The sequence below is a fragment of the Leptospira noumeaensis genome (genome assembly GCF_004770765.1).
GTDB classification, from domain to species: domain Bacteria; phylum Spirochaetota; class Leptospiria; order Leptospirales; family Leptospiraceae; genus Leptospira_A; species Leptospira_A noumeaensis.
Genome location: NZ_RQFK01000009.1, coordinates 75373 through 92141, shown reverse-complemented (window position 1 = coordinate 92141; position 16769 = coordinate 75373). Strand labels below are relative to the sequence as shown.

At 38.1% G+C, this 16769-nt stretch carries 16 protein-coding genes; 8 read left to right on the top strand and 8 right to left on the bottom strand.

Going from position 1 to position 16769, the window contains the following annotated elements:
- Positions 1–49: 49 nt before the first annotated feature.
- Positions 50–763, bottom strand: coding sequence for a TetR/AcrR family transcriptional regulator (locus EHQ24_RS02140; RefSeq protein ID WP_135600060.1), 714 nt, complete (start codon positions 761–763; stop codon positions 50–52).
- Between the two features lie 173 nt (positions 764–936).
- Here EHQ24_RS02140 and EHQ24_RS02135 point away from each other — a divergent pair, with 173 nt between their 5' ends.
- From EHQ24_RS02135 to EHQ24_RS02120, 4 genes are all read left to right on the top strand, one after another.
- Positions 937–1866, top strand: a complete 930-nt coding sequence (locus tag EHQ24_RS02135; RefSeq protein WP_135600059.1) for an esterase/lipase family protein — start codon at positions 937–939, stop codon at positions 1864–1866.
- A 96-nt stretch (positions 1867–1962) separates the two neighbouring features.
- On the top strand, positions 1963–3012 hold the full coding sequence (locus EHQ24_RS02130; RefSeq protein WP_135600058.1) for a lipase secretion chaperone: 1050 nt from the start codon (positions 1963–1965) through the stop codon (positions 3010–3012).
- On the top strand, positions 2981–4582 hold the full coding sequence (gene lnt, locus EHQ24_RS02125; RefSeq protein WP_135600057.1) for an apolipoprotein N-acyltransferase: 1602 nt from the start codon (positions 2981–2983) through the stop codon (positions 4580–4582). The genes EHQ24_RS02130 and lnt overlap by 32 nt, the downstream gene beginning before the upstream one ends.
- A 45-nt stretch (positions 4583–4627) precedes the next feature.
- Complete coding sequence (locus EHQ24_RS02120) at positions 4628–4924, top strand: hypothetical protein (RefSeq protein WP_135600056.1); 297 nt, start codon at positions 4628–4630, stop codon at positions 4922–4924.
- A gap of 99 nt (positions 4925–5023) precedes the next feature.
- Here EHQ24_RS02120 and EHQ24_RS02115 read toward each other — a convergent pair whose 3' ends face one another.
- On the bottom strand, positions 5024–7024 hold the full coding sequence (locus EHQ24_RS02115; RefSeq protein ID WP_135600055.1) for a helicase: 2001 nt from the start codon (positions 7022–7024) through the stop codon (positions 5024–5026).
- Positions 7025–7139: 115 nt separating this feature from the next.
- On the opposite strand from EHQ24_RS02115, the gene EHQ24_RS02110 reads away from it, so the two are divergent.
- From EHQ24_RS02110 to EHQ24_RS02095, 4 genes are read left to right on the top strand one after another with little or no spacing between them, the layout of a single operon-like run.
- Positions 7140–8438, top strand: a complete 1299-nt coding sequence (locus EHQ24_RS02110; RefSeq protein WP_135600054.1) for an ABC1 kinase family protein — start codon at positions 7140–7142, stop codon at positions 8436–8438.
- A 4-nt stretch (positions 8439–8442) separates the two neighbouring features.
- On the top strand, positions 8443–8682 hold the full coding sequence (locus EHQ24_RS02105; protein WP_135600233.1) for a FeoA family protein: 240 nt from the start codon (positions 8443–8445) through the stop codon (positions 8680–8682).
- Positions 8679–10748 carry a ferrous iron transport protein B gene (feoB, locus tag EHQ24_RS02100; protein WP_135600053.1) on the top strand — a complete coding sequence of 690 codons (2070 nt, stop codon included), beginning with the start codon at positions 8679–8681 and terminating at the stop codon, positions 10746–10748. The genes EHQ24_RS02105 and feoB overlap by 4 nt, the downstream gene beginning before the upstream one ends.
- Positions 10749–10778: 30 nt before the next feature.
- The gene (locus EHQ24_RS02095; protein ID WP_135600052.1) at positions 10779–11771 is read left to right on the top strand and encodes an N-acetylneuraminate synthase family protein; all 993 of its coding nucleotides are present in this window, start codon (positions 10779–10781) and stop codon (positions 11769–11771) included.
- A 15-nt stretch (positions 11772–11786) separates the two neighbouring features.
- On the opposite strand, the gene EHQ24_RS02090 is transcribed toward EHQ24_RS02095, so the two are convergent.
- From EHQ24_RS02090 to EHQ24_RS02065, 6 genes are all read right to left on the bottom strand, one after another.
- The gene (locus EHQ24_RS02090) at positions 11787–13019 is read right to left on the bottom strand and encodes a vitamin K epoxide reductase/DsbA family protein (RefSeq protein ID WP_135600051.1); all 1233 of its coding nucleotides are present in this window, start codon (positions 13017–13019) and stop codon (positions 11787–11789) included.
- Entirely contained in the window at positions 13019–13765 is a 747-nt protein-coding gene (gene hisA / locus EHQ24_RS02085) for a 1-(5-phosphoribosyl)-5-[(5-phosphoribosylamino)methylideneamino]imidazole-4-carboxamide isomerase (protein WP_135600050.1), read from the bottom strand. Before hisA ends, EHQ24_RS02090 begins: the two co-directional genes overlap by 1 nt.
- A gap of 1 nt (position 13766) precedes the next feature.
- Positions 13767–14393, bottom strand: a complete 627-nt coding sequence (gene hisH, locus EHQ24_RS02080; protein ID WP_135600049.1) for an imidazole glycerol phosphate synthase subunit HisH — start codon at positions 14391–14393, stop codon at positions 13767–13769.
- Positions 14390–14971: an imidazoleglycerol-phosphate dehydratase HisB gene (hisB, locus tag EHQ24_RS02075; protein WP_135600048.1), complete on the bottom strand. Its 582-nt coding sequence runs from the start codon at positions 14969–14971 to the stop codon at positions 14390–14392. The genes hisH and hisB overlap by 4 nt, the downstream gene beginning before the upstream one ends.
- Positions 14972–15232: 261 nt before the next feature.
- On the bottom strand, positions 15233–15700 hold the full coding sequence (locus EHQ24_RS02070; RefSeq protein WP_135600047.1) for an LIC11177 family protein: 468 nt from the start codon (positions 15698–15700) through the stop codon (positions 15233–15235).
- A gap of 49 nt (positions 15701–15749) precedes the next feature.
- Positions 15750–16697: a rhomboid family intramembrane serine protease gene (locus EHQ24_RS02065; protein ID WP_135600046.1), complete on the bottom strand. Its 948-nt coding sequence runs from the start codon at positions 16695–16697 to the stop codon at positions 15750–15752.
- Positions 16698–16769: the final 72 nt, after the last annotated feature.

The window sequence follows — 16769 nt, the reverse complement described above, 5'->3', positions numbered from 1 at the left end:
TATATTCAAACACTTCGAATTTATCATCCACACATTAGAAAGAATTGGATTAACGATGTTTCATCACAGGATTTGTTTTTACCAATCGATACATCCGAAAGATTGGGCCCATCACGTTTTTAAACAAAGGGAAATTTGAAAGTTTGATCAATTTGAATGTCAGCTCCAATGAATCATTCATTAAAAGTTTAGTGTTAATATACGACTTAGAATTGTCAGAAAGCCAAAAGTAGATTATCCCCATTTGTTCCATCCAAAGTAACTCTGGCAAAATTTTAGCTAGGTCATCTCTAATTTTTAAATTCGATGTTTCTAAGGCATCCGAAATGATACCTACGGCTTCTTGTCTGATGAGAGTTGTCTCGGGGCTAAATGGAGATAACGAATGGCTTGGATCTCCTGCATGTCTTGCTAGTATTTGTAAAAACATTTTATACTCTGAAAAATTTTCTAACTGAGTTAAGATGATGTATTTGAGTCTTGTTTTAAAATCCCGAGTGGTCTTGAAGAACAGAGTGGATAGTTGTTTGACTTCGATTTGTGATTCTCTGTAAAAATATAAAACAATTTCTTCCTTTGTTTTGAAATGATAATACGTAAGTCCTAATGATACCCCAGCTTCCTTCGTTATCCTACGCATCGTTGCTGATTCATAACCCTCTTTTTGAAATAATCTAATAGCAGATTGATAGATTTTCTCTTTAGTGAGTTCTCGTTTAGTTGATGTTTGGTGAGAGATTTTTTTTGGAACAGTATGTGGCATAATCTTTAAAACTAAAAAGAACCCACGGGAGGAACCAAGGCAAACTATTTTTGAACGCGTTCAATTATTACAAAACTTTGGATATTTTTTCAAAATGGAGGGAAAAATATCCTTGCCCCAAATAAGGCAATTTGACACAGTTTTATCTTAGAAAATTCAGAGGTGAAATATATATGATTCGTAAAGGTCTTTTAGCCATTTTTATCACATTTGCGCTCACGGCTCCCGTGCTCGCTAGTTCCGGTTCTTCTTCCAAACCGCTCGCAGGTACTTATCCTATCATCCTTTCTCATGGTCTTTTTGGTTGGGGCGAAAACTCCGGCGGAATCATCAGCATCGTAAACTACTGGGGTGGAACAGACGATTACCTCAGAAGCCAAGGAGCTACTGTATTTGCTCCTGGAAAAACAGCTGCCAACTCAAATGAAGTTCGTGCCGCAGAACTAAAAGCAGCCATCCTTACTTACTCTGCTGCCACAAACTACACTGGAAAATTTCATATCCTTGGTCACTCGCAAGGTGGACTCGATAGCCGTTATATGGTTTCTAACTTAGGACTTTCTGGTCGCACTGCAACTCTTACCACTCTCAACACTCCACACTACGGATCACCAATCGCAGACATCGTAAAAACTGTTCTTCCTAGTTGGATCCAACCGTTTGTTGCAAGTATTGTAGAATCACTTGTCAAACTAGTTTACGGTGGAACCAACCAACAAAACGCTCTTGCGGCTCTTTCTTCTTTATCAAAAGAAGGACTTGCATCTTTTAACGGATACACTCCCAACAAATCTGGTGTGAAGTATTTCTCTTATGGATCTTCCATTACCATTCCTGACCTCATCCAACACCCACTTATGGGAATCCTTCACCCTGCTTGTGGTGCTGGTGGACTTTTCCAAGGACAAGGATTTACTAACGATGGACTTGTACCACTTTCTTCACAAAAATGGGGAACTTGGAAAGGTGGACCTTCTTATGGAATCTTCACTACAGGGATCGACCATTTACAAGTATCCAACACTCTCCGTTCAGGAAGTCTTTGGTATGACGTAGAAGGTTTCTACTTGAATATGGCTTCCAACATGAAGTCGAACCAATAATTCGCTCCTGATGTTTTTTAAAAAAACCCAAGCTCTCGCTTGGGTTTTTTTGTTTCCATAAGTATAAACCCATCCTTTAGTACAATACCATCTCCCATGAATGTTAAAAATCTACGTTACCTCAGTTATGCCATTGGAGCCTTACTCCTAATCTTTGTCGTTTATCGCCTCTTCACTCCAGGGGAACTTGAAACTAGTGCCGATGAAAATCCAAATGACAAAGCAGAATCTTACTTCCGAACCCAAAGTGATGGTTTTTCTGTGGATCCCTTTTACTTAGAATCCGCAAAAACTATTTTTTCTGCTGACGGACAGTTCCTTCGTTTTGAAGAAATTTTAGCACGAGCCAAATCAGGTGAATTGAATTTAGTATCCGAACTTTGGAACTTACGTCGCCAATGCCCAGAGGGAAGCACCCGCGAACAATGCCATGAATACATCAAAGCATTTCTCCAAAATGAATATGGGGGAGAAGAAGCAAAACGACTGGTTACCATGCTTTCTAATTATTTAAAATATGAAGAAGCGATGGTGAACCTAGATCCATCCAGTAAATCCTATACCAACCAAGAAAGGTACGAACAAATCAAACAACTTCGTAGAAAGTATTTTGCAAAAGAAGATGCAGAACTCATTTTCGGTTTGGAAGAAGCCACTGCCGATTTTAGTTTTAATCGAAAAAATTTCTTAGATGAAACAAAGAACCTCAAAGCAGACGAAAGAATTCGTTTGTATGAAGACTATCGCAAAAAATCCTTCGGTAACTTTTACAATGCGGTAGCGGCAAGAGAGCCTTTGTATGATAAGTTTGAAAACGAAATGGATCTAAGACAAATTGAACTTTCCAAATTGTCTGGTTCAGAAAGGGAAACAAAGGAAAAAGAAGTTCGGATTCGTTACTTTGGAAAAGATGGAAACGACCGAATGGAAAAAGTTTTAAAAGAGATGAAGGAAGAAGAAGAAAAAATTTCCAAACTCCAAGTGGAAGAAAAAAATCTCTTAAAAAACTATCCGAATCTTTCTGAATCAGAACGGGAAAAAAAATTGATGGATCTTAGAATCCAAACCTTAGGCAGTAAGGAATTGGCAGAGGAATATTCAAGAAGAATGGAATATGAGAAAACACTCAAAAATTCCGGAAATTAAATACCCTCTCCTTTTACTTTTTCCAGTTGCAATTTTATTTGCTCTGGCCTTGGAACCCTTCGGATTTGCTTCCGCAGGGTTTCTTTGTATTTTTCTACTTTTGTATTTCACCAAACAACTAACCATAAAATCCAGTTGGAAAGATACAATCCTATCGACTTTGTTATTTTCTAGTTTGGTGACACTCACAAGTTTTTATTGGATTTGGAATGCGATTCGAAATATCTCTGGCCAAGGTTATTTTGTTTCTATCATTTTATTTTTGGTTTATGCACTCGTTTCCTTTTATAAGATTGGAATTGTTTTTTTCGGATCTGTTTTTCTAACAAAGCAGAGAAATATAAAAAACTCTCATTTCTTTTTACTTGTACTTCCTTCTTTGTTTTTAATTTCTGATTGGATTTCCCCGATGGTTTTTCCTGTGTATTGGGGGGATTTATTTCGAAACAATATTCTCTGGCGACAAATGGCTAGGTTCGGAGTTGAAGTATTAGGATTTGTTTCGATTCTCACCTCTGCCCTTCTCTATTTGATGCTTTTAAAAGCGGATAGAGGGATCAGACATTATTTTTATTACCTGGTTCCTATTTTTTGCTTTTTCCTGATCAATTTATATTTCCTCGCAGAAACTATTCCCCAAGGCCCAACCATCCATCTCTCACTAGTTCAACCAAACACTCCTTATGCGAAAAGAGAAATCCAGGAAAACGAAGTATGGATGACAAAAACCATCCAATCAGTTTATGATATTGGTCAGGAAGCAATTCGTAATACATCTAAACCCATAGACCTAATTGTTTTACCAGAATCCGCCATCCCTTTCCTTGGAACTCTCGATTCCCAAAATCCCCATTCCACATATAGCAAAAGTTTTGTGGATGTTACCACAAGTTTGGTTCGTTTTGGCAACACTCCTCTTGTTTTTAATGAACTGGTTTTTGATGAAGGGTCTAGAAATTCGCTGACTCTACTTCATCCCATTACCCTTACTTCTGAAAGAAGATACAAACAAGTTCTATTGCCATTTGGAGAGTATTTGCCGGGAGAATCCCGGTTTCCTTGGTTACGAAATATATTTCCAGAAGCAAGCAACCATATTCCAGGAAAACTATCAGATGCATTAGGATTCCAAACAAAAATGGGAGAATCGGTTACATTTAGTCCGTTGATTTGTTATGAAATCCTCTACCCAAGTTTAGTTCGAGATATCGTAAATCATTCCCCATCCGAGTTCATTCTCAATCTCACAAATGATTCATGGTTCGAAAGTTTAACAGAAACCAAACAACATGCAGGAGCGGGAAGGCTTCGTTCCATCGAACTTGGTAGGCCCGTTGTCCGTGTGGCTGTTACGGGCATCACCACTGCCTTTGATCCATGGGGAAGAGAGATGATGGGTGAATTACAAACATTCCAAAAGGCCATCGGATATTTAGATCTTCCAACAGTTGCGAAAAATAGAACCACTCCCTATATCCAAATTGGCCCTGACCCTTGGCGAATCATGGCTGTTTTCCTTTTATTTTTTGTTTTTTTCCGAAACTCTAGGGCCGATAGTACCATAAAATGAAAAATGAAATTGAAATTTAGGTAAGGGCAGAAAGGCTATTCGAATATGGAATGGGAAAAAATACTTCGCGATGCGGTGAAAGAAAACTCTATTAAGGAATTGTATCTCAGAAAGGTACCTTCTTTAAAAACCTGCGAAGATTGGAATAAGGTCGTAGAAGTGGGAACAGTTGACCACAAAACGAAATACGCTTATTATAAGGGTGGGCTTGTCAAATACGGCGAAAGATTGTTCTTTGTGACCCAAGAACGTTTGGATGCTGTCTCTCCGTTTCGCAAATGGGATTTTAAAAACAAAATCAAAATCACAGATCCAGAACTAACTGCCGGCGAAAAGAAATAATCTAAAAACTTGGCCTAATCTAATGTTTGGTTAGGTCGTCTGGGCAAAAAAAAGACCAACAATCGTTGGTCTTTTTTATTTTAGAGGTGTTTTTAGAAACTAACGGTTCAGGCGTATGATCATATTCAGTTTCTCTGCAATCGTGATCACTTCCATCACCTTCGACTTCTCAATGATGATCCCGGTAGGGCTCACTTCTTCCAAAACAAACTTTTTACCCTTGATCTGACCAAGGAGAAGTTCCATCACTTGCGAGTCTTTGGTTCTGAGAAGAACTGAATCCTCAGTGATGGTTACGATTGGTAGATTGTTACCCCAATCATCAAGTAAGAAGAGTAAGTTTTGAGCAAGATCAGCCTTAGAAGATTCTCTTAAGAACTGAACAAAGGTTTCTTTGTCGTAACCAAGTAAAATTCCCAATTGGAAACTATCTTTGGTGAGTAAAAAAGTATAAACACGGTCATAATCTTTCAATTCACAGAAAGCTTTTAACAAATGGATTCCATTGAGAGACACTCGATCAGGGAAAGCAATGATCGAGAAGTCTGGGTTGATGGTGATTCCACCTTTTTCTGTTACAGTGACTAAGGCTTCATGGTTGAAGTAATGAGCTCCAAGTTCCGAAAGGCTTAGATTTCGTTGTGGGTATTCTACTTCGATGAGACCAAAAAGTTGTAAGTAAAAAATGGCAGAAATGATTTCTTTTCTTAAATCAGCCAAATCTTCTTCATAAGTTTTGATTTGGAAGGTTGGTGAAAAAACCAAATGGTCACGAATGATATGTGAAAAGATAACAGATGTGTTGATCTTTCCATGCGCCATAATGAGTTTTACCGTTTTGTCCAAAATTCCTTTTTCGTAGAACGGAACTTCGGTGGCAGTAAATACTTCCGCAGGATTCAAACGTCGAGTTCTTGCTTCATTCACTTCGTGAATCACAAGTTTCATGATTTCAAAAATATCTTTTTTTAGAAACTCGTCTGTTTCTTGAACAAGAATTACATTTTCACCTTTGATATCCACATATCCTAAAAGTTTTAAGATAGGAAGGATGAGTTCAATTTGATAAACCTGGCTTTTTTCAGGGAAAATTTCAATGTCAGGAGATAAAAGTTCTGTTTCAGTCCTTTTATGGTCTGCTTGTTTGATTTTTCCTGATTTTGCAAGGTTCAAACCTTTACGTGAAATATAAGAAATGAGTTTTTTTACGTTTAAGAAAAAATCGAGTCCATTGGCTGAAATTTTTTCCTGGCGAACGCGAGTTCCTTTTTTTACAGGAGGTAAAATAGGAGAAAACTGCAAATGATCCAAAATTTCTTTTGGAATCACAATCACCCGAATGAATTTGTCTTCTACGTAATATAAATCACGAACTAAATAAAGTGATGTTAGGTGAGGTATGGTTTGTTCAAACCGACCACGATTGACCGTGATGTAATTACGAATGGTTTCTGCTTCAATCACACCACCGTGAATATAAATTTGGTGTAGAACATCTTTATCAAAATCAGAAAGTCCGTCGATTAGCTTTTGAAGGAACTCTGTATCCAAAGCATTCTTTAAGAATGTTTCAATCTGTTCGCCTTTTTTGACACCAACTGCTTCTTTCCATTCTTCAGGAAGTTCAGCAAGAGTGGCTTTATGTAAGGCCTTCTCTGTAGAGAATTTAAACTTTTCACCTTTAGGATTTGTTTCTACTTTGATGAGTCTTAGGTATTCATCGTAAGTATGGTATTTATCTAAATTGTTTGTAAGGCGTTCGCGGTTTTTTCTTTGGTATAAAAGATAATACTTTCTAAGAACGTTCAGTTCCATTTCCACGTTGATGGGTGGAATGTTGACCTTTCTTGAAATTTCGCCAAGAGTCATGACCCCTTTGTTCTTTAATATGGAGGTCAGAATGTTGACTTGCAGGGGTGTGAACTTCTCCAGAACCCCTTTTAGGTAGAATTCGTTCTGGAAAATCTCCATGAGGCCCAAAATTGTCGATTTTTTGTCCTTTCCCGGGATCTTTTGGATGTTCCAAAGGCTGGCGATTTTTTTGATCTCGTTCAGATCGAGTTTTTCTAACTCTTGGTACAGGACAGTTTCTTGGCTCATGGGTGTGATTTGATAAGTTTTTGTTTGAGACCTATTCCTGCAACTCTATTTCAATTGCAGAAGCGAAGGGGATTTTCTCGTTTCCAATCCCGATTTAGGTCTCAAATTAGGGCGTATGGATTCTCTTTCTGAAATCATTTCTTTCGGTTGGCAATCAAGCCTTCGAGTCGCCCATTCCAGTTTTGTCTTCACTTCCAAGGCAATCGGGATTCTCGCCCAACTGGCGAAGGGAGAACCAAACCATAGAGATATTGCCATCACCTTAAGAGATGCATTTTCGAACCTGGGTGCGACGTATATCAAACTGGGACAATTCATAGCCAGTGCCCCTTCTATCTTTCCCAAAGAGTATGTCGAAGAAATGCAAGCCTGTTTAGACTCTGTGCGGCCTGTCGCTTATCGTGACATTCGTTCCTCCGTCGAACGAGAATTGGGTGGGAAACTAGAAACATTATTTCATAGTTTTGATGAAACTCCCCTTGCCTCTGCATCTATCGCTCAAGTCCACGCGGCGGTCACAAAAGAAGGACTCGATGTTGTGGTCAAAGTCCAAAGACCAGATGTCCACCTAACTTTAAAAACCGATATGCAGATTTTAGGAATTCTAACTAAAATATTAGCCGTCATTGCTCCTGAATTTAAAAAATCAGGCCTCACAGCTATGTTTGAAGAATTTCAAATTTCTATCTTACAAGAAATTGATTTTATACAAGAAGCAAAAAACATCGAAGAGTTTGAAGAATACCTTTTGCGTGTCAAAGAATCCAGAGCACGAGTTCCAAGAGTTTATCATACCTTATCATCCAAAAAAGTTTTAACTATGGAAAGATTTTATGGAGTCCCCATCACTGATGAAGCCGGACTTCGTAAATTCACAAACAACCCGAGAAAGGTCTTAAGTGATGCCTTAGAAATTTGGTTTTCCTCTTTATCCAACCAAGGATTTTTTCATGCCGATGTTCATGCAGGAAATCTAATGATTCTAAAAGATGGAACCATTGGTTTTATCGATTTTGGAATTGTGGGAAGAATTTCTCCTCGCATTTGGAAAGGTCTTATGTTATTCACCCAAGGAATTGGAATTGGTGAACCGACGTTAGTTGCCCAAGGCCTAGTGGAAATGGATTCCACTGATAATGGAGTGAACCCTGCCGTTTTAGCAAAAGAACTAGATTCTGTTTTCAATGAATTAGAATCAGTCTATGTCCATTTGACTGACAATGAGATGTTTGACGAATCTAGGGTAAATCGAATCATGTACGACATGAAGGAAATTGCGGAAAAAAATGGACTCAAAATTCCGAGAGAATTTGCGCTTCTCATGAAACAGATGTTATACTTCGATAGGTATGTAAAGTCAATGGCTCCAGAAATCAACTTATTCCGCGATTCACAGAAGTTTGCCATCTCATAAACCAATGACCATACAAGATTTAAAAATTGGCCAAATCGCTGAAATTGTATCATTAGATTCAAAAAAACTCTCAAAACCCATGTTAACCGAACTTCTGGAACTTGGGTTTTTTCCCGGGGCCGAAATCACTCTAAAAAACAAATCACCACTTCTAGGAAAGATGGTTTGTGTTTTAAGTGGAACCACCATTGCACTACGGATAGGTGATGGAGAATCGATTCAAATCAAAATCAAATCAATATGACCGAAAAAAGAATTTATTTAGTAGGAAATCCCAATTGCGGGAAATCAACTCTCTTCAACCAACTCACCGGCCTCAAACAAAAAACTGGAAATTTTAGCGGAGTTACCGTAGAAAAAAGAGAAGGTATCTTTAGAACTAATGGTTTAGACTATACCATTACCGACTTACCAGGAACATACGGTCTTGGTGGAGTTGCCGAAGACAAAAAAATTGCTTATGAAGTATTACTTTCAAGAAAACCGGATGAACAAGTTATTTATGTTTTGGATGCATTAAACTTAGAAAGAGGACTTCAGTTTTTATTACAAATCATTGATATGGGAATTCCCACTCTTGTGGTGCTTACCATGAAAGATGTCCTCGAAAAAAAAAGAATCCAATTGGATTTGGAAAAACTAAAAAAACAAATTGGACTCCAATTTTTACTAGTGAATGCAAAATCAGGAGAAGGAGTTGAAACTTTAAAAGAATCCATCACAAATCCAAACCAGTTTCAAAACTGCACCCGCCTCTGGACTTGGGGAACAAAAGAAGAATCATTTTTAAAGTCGGCAAAACAAAAATTGGGAATCGATTCTAACGAAGCCGAATTCTTTTTATCACAATCTCTCAAATATCTAAACGAAGATCCACATTTCAGTGAAGAACGTTATTACCTAAAGTTTCCTGAGGAAACAAAAAACTGGTTACGATCACAAGTTATTGGAAAAGGTTTTTTCTTCTATTACCAAGAAGAAATGATCCACCGTTCCATTTTTATCAAAAAAGTTTTGGCCGAAGCAGTTACTTATCCTAAATCCATTCCCGGTAGCCTAGATGAAAAATTGGATAAGGTTTTATTACATCCAATCCTTGGGTTTATTTGTTTTTTTCTTTTGATGGGACTTTTATTCCAAAGTTTATTTAGTTTTGCCGAACTCCCAATGGACTTAATTGAACTAGGAATAGGACAAATCCAATCCTTTACAGAATCTTTTGTTAGTGAAGGCCTCCTCCGGTCTCTTTTGATAGAAGGGATCATTGGTGGCGTGGGAAGTGTGGTTGTGTTTGTCCCACAAATTGCACTTTTATTTTTATTCATAGGAATTTTGGAAGAATCCGGATATTTAGCACGTGCTAGTTTTTTGATGGACCGAGTGATGGGGAAATTTGGACTCTCAGGCAAATCTTTTATCCCTCTCCTTTCTTCGGCTGCCTGTGCAGTTCCTGCAATCCTTGGGACAAGAACCATCGAAAATAAATCGGATCGTTTTACAACGATTATGGTTTCACCGCTTGTGATGTGTTCGGCAAGGTATCCTGTTTACATTTTGATAGTGGGAACTGTTTTTAGTTTTCCTCCCGTATTTGGAATTTTTAATATCCAAGGTTTTGTTCTGTTTTCTATGTTTTTTCTTGGAATGATTGTTAGTTTTGGCTTTGCTTATTTATTTCGGAAAACTGTATTCAAAGAAGATTCTTCCTACTTTGTGATGGAACTCCCCAGATACAATCTTCCCTCTTTAAAAAGTTTATTCCATACAGTGTATGGAAAGGTAAAATCGTTTTTATCCACCGCAGGCCAAATCATTTTGTACATTTCGGTTCTGCTTTGGTTTCTCAGCCATTTCCCTGCTGAATATAAAAACAACCAGTGGGAAACAAGCCCCATTGAAACATCTTATATAGGAACCATTGGTAAGGTTATGGAACCTGCCATCGAACCTCTTGGTTTTGATTGGAAAATTGGAATTTCAATCTTAACATCTTTTGCTGCCCGAGAAGTGATGGTTTCCACCTTAGCCGTGCTATATGGCTCAGAAGAAAATGAAGAAAGCGAAAATTTACGGTCTACACTACGCACGGAAAAAAGAGCTGATGGATCACTTGTTTGGACTCCACTTTCTGGCCTATCTTTACTTGTATTTTTTGCTTTTGCCAGCCAATGTATGTCTACACTAGCCGTAACCAAAAAAGAAACAGGAACCATCTTTTGGCCGGCGGTTCAGTTTTTATATATGACTGTCCTTGCCATTGCTTCTTCCTTTCTCATTTTTCAATTGGGAAAGATTTTAGGATTTTCTTAAACTGCCGACAATGAATCCAAGAGGTTACCCTTGGATTTTCATATTGGAAAAAAAACTCTTACAAGAAAGTCTGCTCCTTATTTGGTAGCAGAAATTGGACTGAATCACAATGCGGATCTTGAAATTGGAAAAAGAACCATTGCAAAAGCCAAAGAATCAGGAGCTCACGCTGTCAAATTCCAAACCTATCGAACAGATGAATTCATAGACAACGCAAATCCTGATGTCAAATTTTTATATGATATTTTTAAACAATACGAATTAACGGAAACTCATCACAAGGAATTTCAAAAAACTGCTCATGACTTGGGACTCGATTTTTTCTCCACACCTCTTTGTGAATCCGCAGTAGATCTGTTATGTGAACTCAATGTTCCCGTTTTAAAAATTGCCTCTGGTGATATTGTCAACTTACCTTTACTAAATAAATCCATCCATTCAGGGAAACCTCTGATTGTGTCTACCGGAGCGGCTTTACCAGAAGAAGTGACAAGGGCCATTTCTTTATTTAAAAAAACTGGGGTAGAAGTATGTCTTCTCCATTGTGTTTCGATGTACCCCACTCCCTTAAACAAAGTAAATTTACAATCCATTCCTTTTTATTTGGATACAACAGATTATGTTGTCGGTTTTAGCGATCATTCCGATGGAACCTTGGCCTCATCGCTTGCTTGTGGACTTGGTGCTGTAGTATTCGAAAAACATTTTACCTTGGATCGAAATTTAGATGGACCAGACCATGGAATTTCTATGGATCCAACAATGTTTACAAAACTTTCTGAAGACTTAAAACTTAGTTTTGAAATGGGTGGGGAATACGGAAAAAAAACACATCCAGAAGAAACTGGTGGTTGGTTTTACGGAAGAAGGTCTTTATACAAAAAAGGAAACTCCGTTCTGAGTTTAAGACCGGCATTACATACAAAAGATAAAAATGTTTTGGATTCTTGGGAGTTAGAACGAGTGGGTGATCCTTCTCGTGTGCAAGAAGGGCCCATTCGTTTGGCACCTAATTCAAAATAGGTGCCAAAAATCAAATTACATCTTTTGGATGATTTGTTCGAGGAGTGTTTTTAGAAAAATTGGATTTGGTGTTCCACTTTCTATCTTTCTATCATTGATATAAAGTGAAGGAGTGGATTGGATGTTTAATTTTTCTGCTTCATCAATTTCGGCATTCAATTGATTTTGTGCTTCTTTAGATGCCATACAAGCTTTTAAAGAGTTTACATTCAGACCAATGGCATTGGCTAAATTCACAACACTAGATCCAGAGTGTGCCACACCTTTTTCTAAATTATCATAAAGCCCACGATACATGGGTTCAAACTTTCCTTGTTTGTCCGCACAAATGGCAGCAATGGCAGCCACACAAGAAGTGGCCCCTGGTCTTGGTTGTTGCATGAGACGGTTACAAGTTCCGTCTAGAGGGAAGTTTTTATAAACCACTCGAACCATTCCATCGTATTCAGAAAGAACCGTATGTAAAATATGGCTAGTATGTAAACAATGGCCGCAGTTGTAATCTGCATATTTAACAATAGTGATTGGAGCATCTTTTTTACCAATAAATGGAGAACCGTTTACTTGGATCCCAAGTGTTGGCTCTTGGAAATAGGCCGCTATTTTAGATTGAACTTCAACAGAATCCATTCCGCGAGAAGTTGCCAGATTACTAGAATTCGCATTGTTTACCCACATTTTGCTTGTGGCAAATCCAAAAGAAAAACTGAAAAAATATACAAGACCAAAAGTAGCGACTCCTTCTTTAAGAGCCACCGGGATATTCAGAGTTGGTTTTCCTTCTGTTTTCCAAAGTAGAAATAAAATACTAAGAAGTGCAATGGTCACAATATAAGTTGCAAAACAAAGTTTACAAATGGTTCCAATGATCCCAACAGATATTCCGAAAAGAACTAGATCAATGATTAGTCCTAGAACAAGAATGGGAAAAAGAACCGAAATGGATTTAGATACTCCTTCGTTTGATTTTGCTTTTGTAATCAAAAAGAATGAATAGGTTAATAATCCATAAAAACCAAAACCAAGTAAGGCGATAGGAACATTTCCTAAAAAAGGAACTCCAGGGATCGCAGAATAAGAACTCTCTGCTACTTTTAAACAAGAGTCTCCGCCACCTAGCGCAGAACATGCGGAATTGGCAATGTTTTCAGTTCCTAAGCCAAAATATTCAATTGCTAATAGGAAAGAGACAATGAGTCCAATGACTCCACCGATCACTCCTGCTAATGCTAAATTCTTACGATTCATCAATTTTCATTCCTCTTCTTACTTAGAATCCTGATACTTTCTTTTAGGTCTAATTTTCCTTCATAAATGGCTTTTCCAGTGATGGCCCCAAAAAGTTTTCCCTTAGAGGCATCATACAAATTCACCAAATCCTGCGTTGAGGAAACCCCACCCGAAGCCACAAGTTGCAAATCTGGAAACAGAGCTAGTAACTCCAAATAAACGGCTGTGTTTGGCCCTGCCATCATCCCATCTTTCGAAATGTCTGTAAAGATGACATGTCGAATTCCAATCTCATACATCGTTTTTAAAAAATCCGTATATTTGATTCCGGAATTGGTTTCCCAACCTTTGGTACGAACAAACCCGTCTTTGGCATCTACACCGATCACAATCCGTTCTGGGCCGTATTCTTTTAACCCTTTTTCAACAACCGATTTGTCTTCGACAGCAACTGTTCCCAAAATGAACCGAGATACGCCAAGCCCATCATAAAATTTCATATTTTCTAAAGAACGAATTCCGCCGCCTAATTCCAGCTCCACGGAACATTTTTCTTTGATTTTACGAATTGCTTTTTCATTTTCTGACTTTCCGGTTTTGGCAGCATTTAAATCCACAATGTGGATGAGAGTGGCACCTTGTTCTTCAAAAACTTGGATCATTTTTTCTGGCTCAGAAGAATATACAGTTTTTTTAGAATAATCACCTTGGAGTAAACGTACAGCTTCGTTGTCTAAAAGATCGATGGCAGGTAATACTAACATATTAAAGTTCTATAAAATTTTTAAGGATTCCAAGTCCCGTAGTATCTGATTTTTCAGGGTGGAACTGAGTTCCGAATACAGTTTCTTTTTCAACTACCGCAGGAAATGATTCCCCATAATAATGACAGTTAGCTGTTATATCCAACCTGTCCACACCAACGGGTCTGTAGGAATGGATAAAATACATAAAGGACTCATTCGGAATTCCTTTCAGTAATTTTGTATTTTTGGCTTTGATATCAAAAAGTTTGTTCCATCCCATATGGGGAACTTTGAGGTTTTGTTTTCCTTCAAATTTTCTAATTTTCCCACGAATGAGTCCAAGGCCTGAGATGGTTGTTCCTGTTTTGGATGTTTCATCAGAGTCCTCGAATAACACCTGATACCCGATACAAATTCCAAGAAGGTATTTTTTTGCAGCAACATGTTCTTTTAATACAGATGAAAAACCAGCTTCGTTTAAATTCTGCATGGCTTTATCAAAATGCCCATCACCAGGTAAAATGATTTTATCTGCTTTTTTAACGATTTCTATATCATTCGTAAATTGAAAATCATTCGTGTATAAAGAAACTGCTTTGAGTAAGGAATGGATATTCCCCATTCCAAAATCTAAAACAACAATCACTCGAGCATGCCTTTGGTCGATGGGATTTGGTCTTTCGCTGCTGGATCAATAGCAATCGCTTGGCGTAAAGCTTTCCCCAGTCCTTTAAAAATGGATTCGTGGATATGGTGGCGATTTTCACCGTAGTGAACGACAACATGCAAATTCATCTTAGCATTCAGGGCAAATTTTTGCAGGAACTCGAGAGATAATTCTGCATCATAAATTCCAAATTTCCCATCCATAGGTGGTCCTGTGTACTTAAAATAAAAACGTCCACCCAGATCCACAGCCACTGTTGTGAGAACCTCATCCATAGGTAAGGTGAAATTTCCATAGCGGAAGATCCCTTTTTTGTCACCTAACTGGTTATGGATCATTTGTCCCATAAGGATGGCAGTGTCTTCCACGGAATGGTGGCAATCGATACCAATATCCCCTCGGAGTTTTAGATCCATATCAATGAGGCCATGTTTGGAGATATGGGAGAGCATATGCTCAAAAAACGGGATTTCTGTATCAAACTGGTAAACCCCGGTTCCTCGGACATTTAAGTCCAACCGGATGTCAGTTTCGGATGTCTTTCTTGATTCCACCATATTCCTAGCATGTTTGGTAGAAAACCCAGGTGTCAAGAGAGAATGTGCGGAAAGATTATGAAGCGAGGCCGAGAACCCCAGCCAAATCATACCCTATAAAAACCCAGAAAAAATAAACCATAGCAATGATCGAAAAAATAAGAATGCGTTTCCAATGTTCCTTCAAAGAAGTCCCTCTATGGAAACCAACAACTGGCAGGCAGATTCTTCTCAAATTTTAGGGAAATCCTATGTTTTTTCCCCAAACATTTTTCTGGGGATTTACTTCCCAAACCTTTGGTTGAACATCCGGACAAGCTCGGAAATGGAGTCCTCAACGTATTTAAAGTGTTTTGGTTTCATGGGATCTAGAGGCATCATATCGTGGATTTTTTTGTAACGGTCAAAGGACTCACGAATGTATTCTAAATACTTTTGGCTTGTGATTCCATAACGTTTGAATAAAGATTCGTTCTCAAGGAACATCTTCTTAAAATCATCTGCATAGGTTCCATCGTTAAGGAAATAAAACCTAAGGTCTGTTTTTGCCTGGGAAAATGCTATATCGATATTGGTGATGAATTTGGAAGTTTTGACAGTATCGGTGGTTTCTGGACTTTGTGCCGATAATTTAGCAGCTGCTTGTTCGATTGCTTTTTGTTCCGTACTACGTTTTTCTTTTTCGAATTCTTTCGCTAATTTTTCACGTTTTAAAACCTCATCCACTGAGGATTTTTTTTCTACAGGCATGGTTTCATTATCCCTATCTGAGGAGACTGTCAAGGAATTAGACGAAAAATTATTCTTTTACCTTACGAAGAGCACAATTTGCCAACCATTCACAACGCAAACAGATCGGATCCTCGGTGTTATACGTAGCAGGAGGACAAATATTGGCGTTTGCCACTTGCAATCCTTGTAAATAATTTATTACCGATTCCTTATCTTTTTTGGAAGTGATCTGTTTCAAAACAGTTTCGTTGGTTTTCTTTTGGTCTAGGAATAGATCCTCAACAACCGCAGGTTTGACTTTCTGTTGGGATTTGGTTTCCCTTGGGGCTTCCCATTCCAGTCCCGGAATGTATGGCAAACTTCCAGGTTTGATTTGTTTTTGAAAAATTTTATAAAGTAAAAGTGCTGTGAGTGCCCCACCCAAATGGCAAGTGTTGGAAATAGCACCATTTCCCAGTTGAGAAATCAAATAACCAATCACAAGAGAAACCCAAACTGCGTTTTTGGCTTTGACTGGAAAAATAAATAACAAAAGTTCTGCATTTGGATAAAAAATTCCAAACAGTGCTAGTAAACCAAACAAAGCTCCCGATGCGCCAATGGTTTGAGTGGTCATGGATTCCAAAAAGGGAAGATTACCACCTAACATTTCGTTCAAATAGGCAGAGAAAACCACAAAAATTCCCGCACCTATTTGTGAGGCAAAATATAAAATTGTAAACTTTGTTTTCCCAATGATAGGAATGATATTTGTTCCTAACATGTACATACCATACATATTCACAAGTAAGTGAAATGGAATGAGTTCGACTGCGTGTAAAAAACCATAAGTGAATACCTGCCAGATTGCACCACCTAACACGAAATCAGGTGTTAAACCAAAACGAAAAATCAACTGTTGGTTGGCAAAGTATTGGAGAAAAAAAATAAGACAATTAATGATGAGAATGACATTTAAGGGATGAAGGATGGGATTCCCAAAAAGACTTGGACCCTGGCTTCGATTTCTGCTCATGTAACTTCCAGAATTTAGATGGCTTGGAAAGAAACAAGGGAAATAAAAAAAGGGGGAATCCTTTCGGAATGC